The organism is Streptomyces sp. NPDC048600 (assembly GCF_055587025.1).
This window is the reverse complement of the sequence record NZ_JBVJGZ010000028.1, coordinates 1-14,260: the sequence shown is the minus strand read 5'-3', so window position 1 is coordinate 14,260 and position 14,260 is coordinate 1. Positions and strand designations below refer to the sequence as shown.

The window sequence follows — 14,260 nt, the reverse complement described above, 5'->3', positions numbered from 1 at the left end:
TCCGTCTTGGCGGGGCGGTGGGGGCGGGCATGGAAGAAGGCCCGCGTCCCTTGCGGGGGCGGGCCTTCTCTTTGATGCGGTCCTGACGGGATTTGAACCCGCGGCCTCCACCTTGACAGGGTGGCGAGCACTCCAAACTGCTCCACAGGACCAGGTTTCGCGGCGCTTGCTGTTCTGCGTTGCGCTGCGAGAAGGACTGTACAGGAGGCTGAGCCCGCTGGTCGAACTCACCCTCTGTAGGTCGTCTGCTACGGTGCGGCGGCGTCGATCGCCTTCACGATCCGCTTGTCGGAGACGGGGTACGCCGTGCCGAGGGCATGGGCGAAGTAGCTCACCCGGAGCTCCTCGATCATCCAGCGGATGTCCTTGACCGAGGCGGGCACGGGCCGGCCCTTCGGCAGCTGCTCCAGGAGCCAGGCGTACTCGTCCTGCATGTCGTGGACCTTCTCCATGCGGGTGCTGTCCCGCTGGACGCCGGTCGGCATCTGCTGCAGACGCCGGTCGGCGGCGACCAGGTAGCGCATCAGATGCGGCAGCCGCGCGATCCCCGACTCCGTCACGAACCCCGGCTTCACCAGCGCGTCCAGCTGCGCCCGTACGTCCGTCAGGTTCGCCAGCAGCGCGGGACTGCGGACGGCCTTGAAACGCCGCTCACAGGCCTGCCAGGCGGCCAGCACCTGCTGCACCTGCCCGACCGCGCGGACCGTCGTGTCGACGATCTCCGCCCGCACCTTGTCGAACAGCTTGCGGTACGACTCCTCGTCCCAGGCCGGTCCCCCGAAGTCGGCGATCAGCTTGTCCGCCGCCGCCATCGCACAGTCGTCGAACAGCGCCTGCGTCGACCCGTGCGGGTTCGCCGAGAGCGCGAGCTTCTGCGCGTTCGTCAGGCGGTCGCTCGCGAACTTCGCCGCGTTGACCGGGATGTTGCGCAGGATCAGCCGCCGCGTGCCCTTCCACATCGCCTCGGCCTGCTCCGCCTCCGTGTCGAAGAGACGGACCGAGACGGTGTCGCCGTCGTCGACCAGCGCCGGGTACGCCTTCACCGGCTGCCCGGCCCGCCGCGTCTCGAAGACCCGGCTGAGCGAGCCGATCGACCAGTCCGTCAGACCCCGCCGCTCCAGCGACTCCCCGCCCTCGCGGGACGCGGTCGCCGCCGCGGCCTGGGACAGCGCCTGGCGCGCCTTCGGCTTCAGCCGCAGCCGCAGCGCCTCCAGGTCCTTGTCCTCGGCCAGCTTGCGCCGCCGCTCGTCCACGATCCGGAAGGTGACGCGCAGATGGTCCGGCACCCTCGCCCGGTCGAAGTCGTCCGCCTCGAACGGCACCCCGACCATCCGCTTCAGCTCACGCGCCATCGTCACCGTCAGCGGCTCCTGCAACGGCACGGCCGTGTCCAGGAACCGCTTGGCGAAGTTCGGCGCCGGCACGTAATGGCGGCGGATCGGCTTCGGGAGCGAGCGGATCAGCTCGGTCACCAGCTCCTCCCGCAGACCGGGGATCTGCCAGTCGAAGCCCTCGTCCTCGACCTGGTTCAGCACCTGGAGCGGGATGTGCACCGTCACACCGTCCGCGTCGGCGCCCGGCTCGAACTGGTACGTCACCCGGAACTTCAGCTGCCCCTGCCGCCACGAGTCCGGATAGTCGTCCTTGGTGACCGCCTCCGCCGACTCACGGATCAGCATCGCCCGCTCGAAGTCCAGGAACTCCGGCTGCTCCTGCCGCTTGCGCTTCCACCAGGAGTCGAAGTGCGCCCCGGACACCACGTGTTCGGGCACCCGCTGCTCGTAGAAGTCGAACAGCGTCTCGTCGTCGACGACGATGTCCCGGCGCCGCGCCCGGTGCTCCAACTCCTCGACCTCGCTGAGGAGTCTGCGGTTGTCGGCGAAGAACTTGTGGTGCGTGCGCCAGTCGCCCTCGACCAGCGCGTTGCGGATGAACAGCTCGCGCGAGACCTCGGCGTCGATCCGGCCGTAGTTCACCTTGCGCTGGACCACGATCGGGACGCCGTACAGCGTGACCTTCTCGTACGCCATCACGGCCGCCTGGTCCTTCTCCCAGTGCGGTTCGCTGTACGTGCGCTTGAGCAGATGGCCGGCCAGCGGCTCGACCCACTCCGGCTCGATCTTCGCGTTGACGCGCGCCCAGAGGCGGGAGGTCTCCACCAGCTCCGCCGACATCACGAAACGCGGCTGCTTGCGGAACAGCGCCGAGCCGGGGAAGACCGCGAACTTGGCGCTGCGGGCGCCCAGATACTCGTTCTTGTTGCCGTCCTTCACGTCCTTCATGCCGATGTGCGACAGCAGGCCGGCGAGAAGGGAGACATGGATGCGGTCGCCCGGCGCGTCCTCCTCGTTGAGGTGGATGCCCATCTGCTTGGCGACCGTGCGCAGCTGGCTGTAGATGTCCTGCCATTCGCGGATGCGCAGGAAGTTCAGGTACTCCTGTTTGCACATCCGGCGGAACGCGCTGGAGCCCCGCTCCTTCTGCTGCTCGCGCACGTACCGCCACAGGTTCAGGTACGCCAGGAAGTCACTGGTCTCGTCCTTGAAGCGGGCGTGCTGCTGGTCCGCCTGGGCCTGCTTCTCCGCGGGCCGCTCGCGCGGGTCCTGGATGGACAGGGCGGCGGCTATGACCATGACCTCGCGGACGCAGCCGTTGCGGTCGGCCTCCAGCACCATGCGGGCGAGCCGCGGGTCGACCGGCAGCTGGGCGAGCTTGCGGCCCGTCTGGGTGAGCCGCTTGCGCGGGTCCTTCTCCGCCGGGTCCAGCGCGCCCAGCTCCTGGAGCAGCTGCACACCGTCGCGGATGTTGCGGTGGTCCGGCGGGTCGATGAAGGGGAACTTCTCGATGTCGCCGAGCCCGGCCGCGGTCATCTGCAGGATGACGGACGCCAGGTTCGTCCGCAGGATCTCCGCGTCCGTGAACTCCGGCCGCGCGAGGAAGTCGTCCTCGGAGTACAGCCGGATGCACACGCCGTCGGAGGTACGCCCGCAGCGGCCCTTGCGCTGGTTGGCGCTGGCCTGGGAGACCGCCTCGATCGGCAGCCGCTGCACCTTGGTGCGGTGGCTGTAGCGGGAGATCCTCGCGAAGCCGGGGTCGATGACGTACTTGATGCCCGGGACGGTCAGCGAGGTCTCGGCGACGTTGGTCGCCAGAACGATCCTGCGGCCCGTGTGCGGCTGGAAGACGCGATGCTGCTCGGCGTGCGACAGCCGCGCGTACAGCGGCAGCACCTCGGTGAAGCGGTACTGCTTCTTCGTGAGCGCGTCCGCCGTGTCGCGGATCTCCCGCTCACCGGAGAGGAAGACGAGGATGTCGCCCTTCCCCTCGCCCATCAGCTCCTCGACGGCGTCGGTGATCGCGGTGATCTGGTCGCGGTCGGCGTCCTCGGAATCCTCCTCCAGCAGCGGCCTGTAACGCACCTCCACGGGATACGTACGGCCGCTGACCTCGACGATCGGCGCGTCCGAGAAGTGCCGGGAGAACCGCTCCGGGTCGATGGTCGCCGAGGTGATGACGACCTTCAGATCGGGCCGCTTCGGCAGCAGCTGCGCCAGATAGCCGAGCAGGAAGTCGATGTTGAGGGACCGCTCGTGGGCCTCGTCGATGATGATCGTGTCGTAGGCGCGCAGCTCGCGGTCCGTCTGGATCTCCGCGAGCAGGATGCCGTCCGTCATCAGCTTCACGAAGGTGGCGTCCGGGTTCACCTGGTCGGTGAACCGCACCTTCCAGCCGACCGCCTCGCCGAGCGGTGTCCGCAGCTCCTCGGCGACCCGCTCGGCGACCGTGCGCGCCGCGATGCGCCGGGGCTGGGTGTGCCCGATCATGCCGCGCACGCCCCGGCCGAGCTCCATACAGATCTTCGGGATCTGGGTGGTCTTTCCGGATCCGGTCTCACCGGCCACGATCACGACCTGGTGGTCGCGGATGGCCGTGGCGATCTCGTCCTTCTTCTGGCTGACGGGCAGCTGCTCGGGGTAGGTCACCCCGGGCAGGCGGGCGCGTCGTCGGGCCATCCGTTCCTCGGCCGTGGCGACCTCGGTCTCGATCTCGGCGAGAACGGCGGTCCGGGCCTCCGGCTTACGGATCTTTCGCGCACCCTCCAGCCTCCGGCCGAGCCGGTGCGCATCGCGCAGGGACAGCTCGGTCAGTCGGGAGGCGAGGGAGCCGAGGGCGGGGGCAGGCTGCGTAGACATACGCGATCCAGGATCTCATCCCCGCCAAATCCGTGGCGAACGCTTTTGCCCCCGCCCCTTCGGCGCAGGTCAGCCGCCCGATACCTCGCCGGTGCGGGGCGCGGGCGGTGCGGCGGCGGGCGCGGGTTCCGGCGCCGGCCTGGGGGCGCCGGCCAGTGCCATGTTCTGCGCGGTGTTCGACACCGCCTTGATGCCGAGATACGCGGTGGTCACTCCGCTGATCGCGGTGAACGCGGTGGTCAGCACCCCCACGACGACCGCCGGTTCCCCGTCGATCCGCCACACCCCGAACAGCGCCACGGCGACGATCGCCAGATTGCTCCCCAGGACGGCCTGCAACCCGTACCGGGCCCGCGACCGCTCGACCTCGCCCGCCCTGCCCTCACTCCGGCCCACAACGTCCCCCGTCGTCTCGGAACAAAAGAGCCCCGATCCGGGGATCGGGGCTCTCGTTGTGGCTGGGGCCGGGGTCGAACCGGCGACCTATCGCTTTTCAGGCGATCGCTCGTACCAACTGAGCTACCCAGCCACGAGGTTTCCGGGGAAACCTCAGCGGTCCTGACGGGATTTGAACCCGCGGCCTCCACCTTGACAGGGTGGCGAGCACTCCAAACTGCTCCACAGGACCAAGTCGGCGTACGACAGTGTCGCACACGTTCTTGCGTGCCCCCAACGGGATTCGAACCCGTGCTACCGCCTTGAAAGGGCGGCGTCCTAGGCCGCTAGACGATGAGGGCTATCGGCCCGCCTGGGCGCTTCGCAGCGCCTCGGGGACGTGAGAAGCATATGGGATGCGGGGAGGTATCGCCAAAACGGTTTACGGGCGGGTGGACGGGGAGGGTGTCGCGCCGGGGCTGTTCTCCTCGGGGAGGTGCCGGCTGACCTCGGCCGTGGTGAGGCCGAGACCGCCCAGACGGATCGCGTCCCAGGCCTGGAGCCGGCGGGTCTCGCGGTCGAAGTACAGGATCGACGCCTCGATCGGGTCGGGGTGCTCGCCCTCGATCGCGCGCAGGCCGCTGCCGCCCGTGGAGCCCTCCACGCGCAGCCTGGTGCCGAGGCGCAGCACCTCCGTGTCCTGGCGGTGCAGGTGCCCGGACAGGACGAGGGGGACCTCGCCGTCCGTCTCGCGGGCCGCCGAGGGCTCGTGGACGAGCGCCACGTCGACCGGCGTGCCCGCCGCGCGCTGGTCGCGCAGGGCCGAGGCCAGGCGGGCGCCCGCCAGCTCCTGCGTCGCGTCCGCGCCGGGCTTCGCCGAGCGGTCCGGGGTGAACTGCGGGTCGCCGATGCCCGCGAAGCGCAGCCCCGCGACCGTCCTCGCCCGGCCGTCGTCCAGGACGTACGCGTTCCTCAGGCCCTCCAGATGGCGCTGGGTGCCACGGGAGTCGTGGTTGCCGCGGACCCAGACATAGGGCGCCGCGAGGTCCTCGACCGGGTCCAGGAAGCCGTTCTCGGCGGCCGTGCCGTGGTCCATGGTGTCGCCGGTGTCGACGACGACGTTCACGTCGTACTGCTCCACCAGCGAGGCGATGATCTTCCAGCTCGCGGGGTTGAGATGGATGTCCGAGACGTGCAGGACCCGGATCGTGGAGGGGTCGGGTGCGTAGACCGGGAGCGTGGAGGTGGCGTCGTAGAGCTTGGTGACGTTGGTGACCAGGCGGGCGAGTTCCTTCTGGTAGACGTCGAACTCGGTGACGATGCTGCGCGCGTTGCCGACCAGTGAGGGCGCCGAGGTGAGCAGGCCGGAGAAGCGCGGCTCCAGGACGGACTTGGGGTTCCAGGTGGCGTACGCCGTGCCGCCCGAGGCCGCGAGCAGCGCGAGGGCGAGGCCGCCGGCGGCGAGGGCGCGGCGGGGGCGGCGGTAGACGGCCAGGCCGAGGGCGGTGGCGCCGGTGACGACGGCGACGCCGGAGCGCACGGCGAGGTCGAGGGTGCCGGTGCCGACGTCGTCGGCGACCTCGTCCTGGAGTCCGGAGAGCCGCTCGGGGTGGTCGACCAGGGCCTGGGCGCGCACGGGGTCGAGCTGGTCGACGTTGACGTCGAGGCGCACGGGCGCGGTGTGGCTGTCGAGTTCGAGGGCGCCCAGCGGGGAGACGTTGATCTTCGTGCCGCCGTTGAGGGAGGGACGCAGCGTCATGGTCGTGTCCATCGGGCCGACCGGGACGCGGACGCTGCCGACGACCAGCAGGCCGAGCCAGGCGCCGACGAGGACCACGGCGCACAGCCCGAGGCCGCGCAGCCAGGGGCCTGGCCGGTCGTGGGGTTCGAGGCGGGTCGGGGCTTCGGTGCGGCGGGCCATTGGGCGCGTATGCCCGGGGGTGCGCCGCCGTATGCGCCGGGCGCCGGTGCCGGACGGGTGGCGGACGGGTCGCCCGGGGGAGTCCCGTACGGGGGTGTCGTACCGGACAATGGCCGTGTGCTGGAGATGACACGCGAGGAGTTCGAGGAACTGGTCGCTCAGGCGCTCGACCGGATTCCGCCGGAGCTGACGCGGCTGATGGACAACGTCGCCGTGTTCGTCGAGGACGAGCCGCCGGCGGACGATCCGGAGCTGCTCGGGCTCTACGAGGGGACTCCGCTGACCGAGCGTGGCGAGTGGTACGCGGGGGTGCTGCCGGACCGGATCACGATCTACCGGGGGCCGACGCTGCGGATGTGCGAGTCGCGCGACGACGTCGTCACGGAGACCGAGATCACCGTGGTGCACGAGATCGCACACCACTTCGGGATCGACGACGCCCGGCTGCACGCGCTCGGTTACGGCTGAGCCTGGCGTGTCCTCGCGCGGGCGGCGGGAGTTGGGCAGCGTGACGTCGTTCCGTGTCCTCGGAGGTGGCTGCCCGTGCGCCCCTTGTACGTTCCTGTCCGCCTGGCCGCCACGGTCGTGGCCGTCGCGGCCGCCGCCGGTTGTATGAGCGTGGGGGAGGACGACGGCGGGCGCCCGCACCCCGGGCATTCCGCAGGTGAGCGCGGTGCCGGGGCTCCCGGGGACGGCGCGGTGGCGCCGGACGCGGCGGGCGCCGGGTACGGCGGTGCGGCGGGCGGCGCGGAGGATCCGCGGCCCAAGGGCGGGGGCAGAGGAGGGCCGGAGGGGTCGGCGTCGCCCTCGGTGTCGCCGTCCGGGAGCGCGTCGGCGTCCGCGTCGGCGCCCGCGCGGCCGGGGCGTCCCGACCGGCCGGGTGTGCCGGAGCCCGGGGGCCCGCCGGAGCCGGGCGTGCCGTCGCCGTCGGTGGTGGTGCCGTCGCCCGAGCCGCCGCCCGTGTCGCCCGAACCGCCCGCCTCTCCGACGCCGACGGAGGCCGAGCCCTCGTCGTCGGCGCATCCGGAGCCGGGTCCGCAGCTGGAGTCGAGGGAGCCCGCACCGGCGGCGGGGTCACCCGCGTAGAAGGGGCTCCAGGGCGCTGACCTGCGAGGGAAGGGGTCGGTTTGCCTTGAGGGGTGGTGGGTGCGTATGGTGGTAGATCGTTTGATCCCATTTGCCCGGCGCCACAGCAGAGCGCGCCGTGTGGCGCGTACTCTCTCTTGTCGTGGCGGACCGCATTGAGGCGGTCGTATGCGAATCACGGAGTTGACGGGCGCGTGCCGATGAGACTCCGGAAGGTTTCGCATACGCATGTCCATTTCCAGTTCTGATCACGCCGTCCTGCCCGAGAACCTCGAAGAGGTCGTCGTCGAGGCCGAGGCCTCCGAGACCCCCGAGGCTCCCGAGACGACCTTCGCGGACCTCGGTCTGCCCGAGGGCGTCGTGCGCAAGCTCGCACAGAACGGCGTGACCACCCCCTTCCCGATCCAGGCCGCGACCATCCCGGACGCCCTGGCCGGCAAGGACATCCTCGGCCGTGGCCGCACCGGCTCCGGCAAGACCCTCTCCTTCGGTCTGCCCACCCTGGCCTCGCTGGCCGGCGGCCGCACCGAGAAGAAGCGCCCCCGCGCCATCATCCTCACGCCGACGCGTGAGCTGGCCATGCAGGTGGCGGACGCCCTCCAGCCCTACGGCGACGTCGTCGGCCTGAAGATGAAGGTCGTCTGCGGCGGCACCTCGATGGGCAACCAGATCTACGCCCTGGAGCGCGGCGTCGACATCCTCGTCGCCACCCCGGGCCGACTGCGCGACATCATCAACCGCGGCGCCTGCTCCCTGGAGGACGTGCAGATCGCCGTTCTCGACGAGGCCGACCAGATGTCCGACCTGGGCTTCCTGCCCGAGGTCACCGAGCTGCTGGACCAGGTTCCGGCGGGCGGCCAGCGGATGCTCTTCTCCGCGACCATGGAGAACGAGATCCAGACCCTCGTCGACCGCTACCTGAACGAGCCCGTCTCGCACGAGGTGGACGCGGCGCAGGGCGCGGTGACGACCATGTCCCACCACATCTTCGTCGTGAAGCCCAAGGACAAGGCGCCGGTCACCGCCGCGATCGCCTCCCGCAAGGGCCGCACGATCATCTTCGTCCGCACCCAGCTGGGCGCCGACCGGGTCGCCGAGCAGCTGCGCGAGGCGGGCGTGAAGGCCGACGCGCTGCACGGCGGCATGACCCAGGGCGCGCGCACCCGCACGCTGGCCGACTTCAAGGACGGTTACGTCAACGTCCTGGTCGCCACCGACGTCGCCGCGCGCGGTATCCACGTCGACGGCATCGACCTCGTGATGAACGTGGACCCGGCCGGTGACCACAAGGACTACCTGCACCGCGCCGGCCGTACGGCCCGCGCCGGCCGCACCGGCACGGTCGTCTCGCTGGCCCTGCCGCACCAGCGCCGCCAGATCTTCCGTCTGATGGAGGACGCGGGCGTGGATGCCTCGCGCCACATCATCCAGGGCGCCGGCGCCTTCGAGCCGGAGGTCGCCGAGATCACCGGTGCCCGGTCGATGACCGAGGTCCAGGCCGAGTCGGCGGGCAACGCCGCCTCGCACGCCGAGCGTGACGTCGCCCACCTGACCAAGCAGCTGGAGCGTGCCCAGCGCCGTGCGACCGAGCTGCGCGAGGAGGCCGACCGTCTCGTGGCCCGTGCCGCCCGTGAGCGCGGCGAGGACCCGGAGGCCGCGGTCGCCGCTGCCGCCGAGGCGGCCGTGGCCGTCGCCGACGTCTCCGTGCCGGAGCAGCCGGCCGCGCGGGACGCCGCCGAGGCGGCCCCGGCGGAGCGCACCGAGCGCGAGGAGCGCCGTCCGTTCAACCGCGACCGCGACGACCGTGGTGGCCGTTCCTTCAACCGTGACGACCGTGGTGGCCGTTCCTTCAACCGTGACGACCGTGGCGGTCGTTCGTTCGAGCGTCGTGACGACCGTGGTGGCCGTTCCTTCAACCGTGACGACCGTGGCGGCCGTTCGTTCGAGCGCCGTGACGACCGCGGTGGCTTCAACCGTGACCGGGACGACCGCGGCGGCTTCAACCGCGACCGCGGTGAGCGTGGCTTCGAGCGTCGTGACGACCGCGGTGGCCGTTCCTTCAACCGTGACGACCGTGGCGGTCGCTCCTTCGAGCGCCGCGACGACCGCGGTGGCCGTTCGTTCGAGCGTCGTGACGACCGCGGTGGCTTCAACCGTGACGACCGTGGCGGCCGTTCGTTCGAGCGCCGTGACGACCGGGGCGGCTTCAACCGTGACGACCGTGGCGGCCGTTCGTTCGAGCGCCGTGACGACCGCGGTGGTCACCGCGGCAGCGACCGTCCCTTCAACCGCGACCGCCAGGGCGACCGCCCCGGCTTCCGTTCCGGCGGCCACGAGCGTCCCCACGGCCGCCGTGACGACCACCGCGGCACCGGCTCCTCCTCCTTCGGCCGCCGCGAGGACAAGCCGCGCTGGAAGCGCAACGGCTGACGCCGACTGAGTGAGGCTCGCCTCCCGAGGGCCCGTACGACTCCGGTCGTACGGGCCCTCGGCCATTCCCTGCGTCTTTCGTGGGGCGGTTGTTAACATCCTTTGGTTCGCATGGAGTTGCGGGGCCTGAGGGGCAGAAGAAGCGACGCGGCCGCGCGACGAATCGGTCGGGCACGAAGCCGTCTTCGACCGCCATGCCTTTCTCACTTTCCCTGGGGAGGGACCCGTGACCTCGCGTGCACGCACGCGCACTTCGGCGGTCCGGCGTGGCCGGATCGCGTTCACTCTGGTGGGCCTGGCCGCACTCGGCGCCGGTTCGCTGACCACCGCGGGCCCGGCGGCCGCGGAGCCCACGCTCACACCGATCCAGACGGACGGGGTGTGGGGGATCGACTACGCCGGCGGATTTCTGAGCACGGTGGAGAACACACCCAGCGGGTACCAGTGGGTGGTCGGCCGCAGGCTGTCCGCCGACGGCACGACGGTGCTGGAGAAGACCCACCGTGGCTACGCCGACGCGCTGGCCGAAGGCTCCCATCTTCAGCGGGTGCCCTGCGAGTCCGGGCCGAGGGGCTGCGTGCCGCTGCGCACCTTCGGCAACGGCTGGGTCGGGGCGTTCATGGAACAGCCCGACGGCAAGCAGGTGGCGCAGATCCACCTGAGCGAGAACACCCTCAGCAGTACGGACGAGCCGGTCGTCACCGGAGGCCGGTTCGTGGACGCGACGGGCCGCTACTACGTCTACAACGCCGCCTCCACCGGCAAGCAGTACGTCGACGACGTGGACCACTACTACTGGACGGACGTGCGGCGGACGCGTTCGATCACCGCCGCCTCGGTGTGGGGTTCGGCGCTGTGGACGCCCGGCACGGGCAACGGCACCGTCACGGCGTACGACCTGGTCACGCGGAGGACCGTGCGGACGGTCTCCACGGGTGCGCCCTGCACGGTCAAGGAGCTCCAGGTCGTCGGCCGCTGGATCTACTGGAACTGCGGAGTCTCCGGTGCCGCGGGCGTGTACGACCGGACGGCCGGGAAGAACGTCAAGGTGCCCTCCGGCAGGGCGATGATCGGCGACGGCTACCTCGTCCAGCACGACCGGGCGGCGGGCAAGCTGATGCTGACGGATTACCACACGGGCACCGCGGCGCCCGCGCGCGCGATCGCCGAGGTTCCCGCGGGGACCACCGCGGACCAGCGGCGGCTGACCTGGGCGGTGGACAAGTTCGGCGGCGACATCGCCTACGTCGGGCCGGACAGCACGATCCGGATCGTGCAGAGCGGAGTGCCGTCGCAGTCCCTGGCCAGGATCGATGCGGTACTGGGCGGTGACAGCGTGGACGCGAGCGGCCGCGATGGCGTGAGCGTCTGGGACAGCTACTGGCAGCTCAGCAAGCCCGCCGCCTGGACCTTCACCGTCAAGGACGCCCAGGGGAGGGTGCAGCGCACGATCAAGGGCAGCGGCGCGGCCGTCGATCTGAGCTGGGACCTGAAGTCGGACGCGGGAACGTACCTGTACAACGGGCGGAAGACCTGGAGCCTGAAGGCCGTCGCCGCCGAGGGCGCGGGCACGTACACCACGGGCGGGTCGATCGGGTACGGCGGCGGGCTCCAGGGTCATCACGACCAGGGCGGATACAGCTTCGGTGAACTGGCCACCCTCAACTCCGCGGGAGCCCTGAGCCTGCACTACACCCACGGCAAGGGCACCTTCGACTGGAGGTACAGCGCTTCCGGCTGGCCCGCCGGAACCGTCGCCGTCCCCTTCGGCGAGATGGGCAAGGACCGCTGTGCGGAGATGCTGATGCGCATGCCGAACGGCGAACTGCGCCGGTACACGGGCAGGTGCGGCTCCTCCTACGGCCCGTCGAACAGCCACGCCTCGCTCGGCACCGGCTGGAAGGCCTACGACGTCCTCACCGCCCCGGGGGATCTCACCGGTGACGGCCGCACCGACCTGCTCGTGCGCAAGGCGTCGACGGGTGACATGTACGTGTTCGCCAACGACGGCGCCGGGAAGCTCAAGGCGGGTGTCAGGCTCGCGTCCGGCTGGAACATCTACACGAAGGTCGTCGGCGCGGGTGACCTCACCGGCGACGGCATCGGTGACGTACTGGCCCGCGACAGGGCCGGGAACCTGTGGCGCTACGACGGCACCGGACGGGGAACGCTGAAGGCCCGGGTGAAGGTGTTCTCGAACTGGGGCGTGCCGTACAACGCGGTCGTCGGCGTCGGTGACATCACCGGCGACGGGAAGAACGACCTGGTCGCGCGCGACACCGCGGGCAATCTGTACCGCCAGGCCGGTACCGGCACAGGGTCCTTCACCGCGCGCGTGAAGATCGCGACCGGCTGGCAGGGCTACAAGGGCCTCTTTTAGCCAACTGTGACGCATGTCACGCCCCTGGTGAGGGAATTGCTGGGGGCATGACAGATGACGCCAGAGAGAGCGGGCCGTCGGACGAGGAACGGCTGGCCCAGCTCGGCTACACGCAGGTGCTCGCGCGCCGGATGTCGGCGTTCTCCAACTACGCGGTGTCGTTCACGATCATCTCGGTGCTGTCGGGGTGTCTGACGCTGTACCTGTTCGGGATGAACACCGGCGGGCCGGCCGTGATCACCTGGGGATGGGTCGCCGTCGGCCTGATGACCCTGTTCGTCGGGCTGGCCATGGCCGAGATCTGCTCGGCCTACCCGACCTCGGCGGGCCTGTACTTCTGGGCGCACCGGCTCGCGCCACCGCGCTCGGCCGCCGCCTGGGCGTGGTTCACGGGCTGGTTCAACGTCCTGGGCCAGGTGGCCGTCACCGCGGGCATCGACTTCGGGGCCGCGTCCTTCCTCGGGGCGTACCTGAACCTCCAGTTCGGCTTCGAGGTGACCCCCGGGCGGACGATCCTGCTCTTCGCCGCGATCCTGGTGCTGCACGGCCTGCTGAACACCTTCGGCGTGCGGATCGTCGCGCTGCTGAACAACATCAGCGTGTGGTGGCACGTCGTGGGTGTCGTGGTGATCGTCGGCGCGCTGACCTTCGTACCCGACGAGCACCGGTCCGCGTCCTTCGTCTTCGGCGAGTTCGTGAACAACACCGGCTGGAGCAGCGGGACATACGTGGTGCTGCTCGGGCTGCTCATGGCCCAGTACACCTTCACCGGCTACGACGCCTCCGCCCATATGACCGAGGAGACGCACGACGCCTCCACCGCGGGCCCGAAAGGCATCGTGCGGTCCATCTGGACCTCGTGGATCGCCGGGTTCGTGCTCCTGCTCGGCTTCACCTTCGCCATCCAGTCCTACGACGGGGCCCGCACCTCCCCGACCGGCGCGCCGCCCGCGCAGATCCTGCTCGACGGTCTCGGCGCGACCGCGGGCAAGCTGCTGCTGCTCGTGGTGATCGGCGCGCAGCTGTTCTGCGGCATGGCCTCGGTGACGGCCAACAGCCGGATGATCTACGCCTTCTCGCGCGACGGCGCGCTGCCGTACTCGCACGTCTGGCACACCGTGAGCCCGCGTACGCGCACCCCCGTGGCGGCGGTCTGGCTGGCCGCGCTCTCCGCCCTCGCGCTGGGACTGCCGTACCTGATCAATGTGACGGCCTACGCGGCGGTGACCTCGATCGCCGTGATCGGTCTCTACATCGCCTACGTCATCCCGACCCTGCTGCGGGTGCGCAAGGGCGACGCGTTCGAGCGGGGGCCATGGCATCTGGGCCGCTGGTCGGGCGTGGTCGGCGTGGTGGCGGTGGCCTGGGTCGGCGTGATCACCGTGCTGTTCATGCTGCCGCAGGTCTCCCCGGTCACCTGGGAGACGTTCAACTACGCCCCGGTCGCCGTCCTGGTCGTCCTCGGCTTCGCCGCCACCTGGTGGCTGGCCTCCGCCCGGCACTGGTTCCTCAACCCTGACCACGAACGGACCATCGCCTGGACGGCCGCCCGAGCGGGCCGCCCCGAACCGGTCGATCCCTGACCTTTCCCGACCGCGACGTGGCCGGGTCACCGATACCCGATCGGAGACTCGGCCACGTCCGGCTATGCTCGGGGAGGCAACATCGCCAGGGCCCTTAGCTCAATTGGCAGAGCAGTGGACTTTTAATCCATTGGTTGTGGGTTCGAGTCCCACAGGGCCTACGGAAACGGGGACGGGTTCACCCCTTCTGACCTGCGCCGGGGGGGGGGGGGGGGGGGGGGGGGGGGGGGGGGGGGGGGGGGGGGGGGGGGGGGGGGGGGGGGGGGGGGGGGGGGGGGGGGGGGGGGGGGGG

The 14,260-nt window shown here is 70.7% G+C and carries 7 protein-coding genes and 5 tRNA genes; 5 read left to right on the top strand and 7 right to left on the bottom strand.

What is annotated here, in order from left to right; all coding sequences use genetic code 11:
• Nucleotides 1-77 precede the first annotated feature (77 nt).
• The 7 genes from ACZ6SQ_RS30330 to ACZ6SQ_RS30300 form a co-directional block, all read right to left on the bottom strand.
• Nucleotides 78-152: transfer RNA gene (locus tag ACZ6SQ_RS30330), tRNA-Asp, on the bottom strand.
• 96 nt (nt 153-248) lie between these two features.
• Nucleotides 249-4,193, bottom strand: coding sequence for an ATP-dependent RNA helicase HrpA (hrpA, locus tag ACZ6SQ_RS30325; protein WP_469567667.1), 3,945 nt, complete (start codon nt 4,191-4,193; stop codon nt 249-251).
• Nucleotides 4,194-4,262: 69 nt separating this feature from the next.
• Complete coding sequence (locus ACZ6SQ_RS30320; RefSeq protein ID WP_386384683.1) at nt 4,263-4,589, bottom strand: hypothetical protein; 327 nt, start codon at nt 4,587-4,589, stop codon at nt 4,263-4,265.
• A 59-nt stretch (nt 4,590-4,648) separates the two neighbouring features.
• Nucleotides 4,649-4,722, bottom strand: a tRNA-Phe gene (locus ACZ6SQ_RS30315).
• A 24-nt stretch (nt 4,723-4,746) separates the two neighbouring features.
• Nucleotides 4,747-4,821 (bottom strand) — tRNA-Asp (locus tag ACZ6SQ_RS30310).
• A 36-nt stretch (nt 4,822-4,857) separates the two neighbouring features.
• Nucleotides 4,858-4,930: transfer RNA gene (locus ACZ6SQ_RS30305), tRNA-Glu, on the bottom strand.
• Between the two features lie 80 nt (nt 4,931-5,010).
• Complete coding sequence (locus ACZ6SQ_RS30300) at nt 5,011-6,489, bottom strand: metallophosphoesterase family protein (RefSeq protein WP_469567664.1); 1,479 nt, start codon at nt 6,487-6,489, stop codon at nt 5,011-5,013.
• A gap of 117 nt (nt 6,490-6,606) precedes the next feature.
• On the opposite strand from ACZ6SQ_RS30300, the gene ACZ6SQ_RS30295 reads away from it, so the two are divergent.
• From ACZ6SQ_RS30295 to ACZ6SQ_RS30275, 5 genes are all read left to right on the top strand, one after another.
• The gene (locus ACZ6SQ_RS30295) at nt 6,607-6,957 is read left to right on the top strand and encodes a metallopeptidase family protein (RefSeq protein WP_386384684.1); all 351 of its coding nucleotides are present in this window, start codon (nt 6,607-6,609) and stop codon (nt 6,955-6,957) included.
• Nucleotides 6,958-7,803: 846 nt separating this feature from the next.
• Nucleotides 7,804-10,005 carry a DEAD/DEAH box helicase gene (locus ACZ6SQ_RS30290; RefSeq protein WP_469567660.1) on the top strand — a complete coding sequence of 734 codons (2,202 nt, stop codon included), beginning with the start codon at nt 7,804-7,806 and terminating at the stop codon, nt 10,003-10,005.
• A gap of 226 nt (nt 10,006-10,231) precedes the next feature.
• Entirely contained in the window at nt 10,232-12,385 is a 2,154-nt protein-coding gene (locus tag ACZ6SQ_RS30285; protein ID WP_469567657.1) for an FG-GAP repeat domain-containing protein, read from the top strand.
• Nucleotides 12,386-12,432: 47 nt separating this feature from the next.
• Entirely contained in the window at nt 12,433-13,968 is a 1,536-nt protein-coding gene (locus ACZ6SQ_RS30280) for an amino acid permease (RefSeq protein ID WP_469567655.1), read from the top strand.
• An 88-nt stretch (nt 13,969-14,056) separates the two neighbouring features.
• Nucleotides 14,057-14,129: transfer RNA gene (locus tag ACZ6SQ_RS30275), tRNA-Lys, on the top strand.
• The last annotated feature ends 131 nt before the right edge of the window (nt 14,130-14,260 follow it).

Bases quoted from the DNA above. Each gene is read 5' to 3' on its own strand.
- hrpA (WP_469567667.1), bottom strand. From the start codon at position 4,193: ATGTCTACGCAGCCTGCCCCCGCCCTCGGCTCCCTCGCCTCCCGACTG.
- ACZ6SQ_RS30300 (WP_469567664.1), bottom strand. From the start codon at position 6,489: ATGGCCCGCCGCACCGAAGCCCCGACCCGCCTCGAACCCCACGACCGG.
- ACZ6SQ_RS30290 (WP_469567660.1), top strand. From the start codon at position 7,804: ATGTCCATTTCCAGTTCTGATCACGCCGTCCTGCCCGAGAACCTCGAA.
- ACZ6SQ_RS30280 (WP_469567655.1), top strand. From the start codon at position 12,433: ATGACAGATGACGCCAGAGAGAGCGGGCCGTCGGACGAGGAACGGCTG.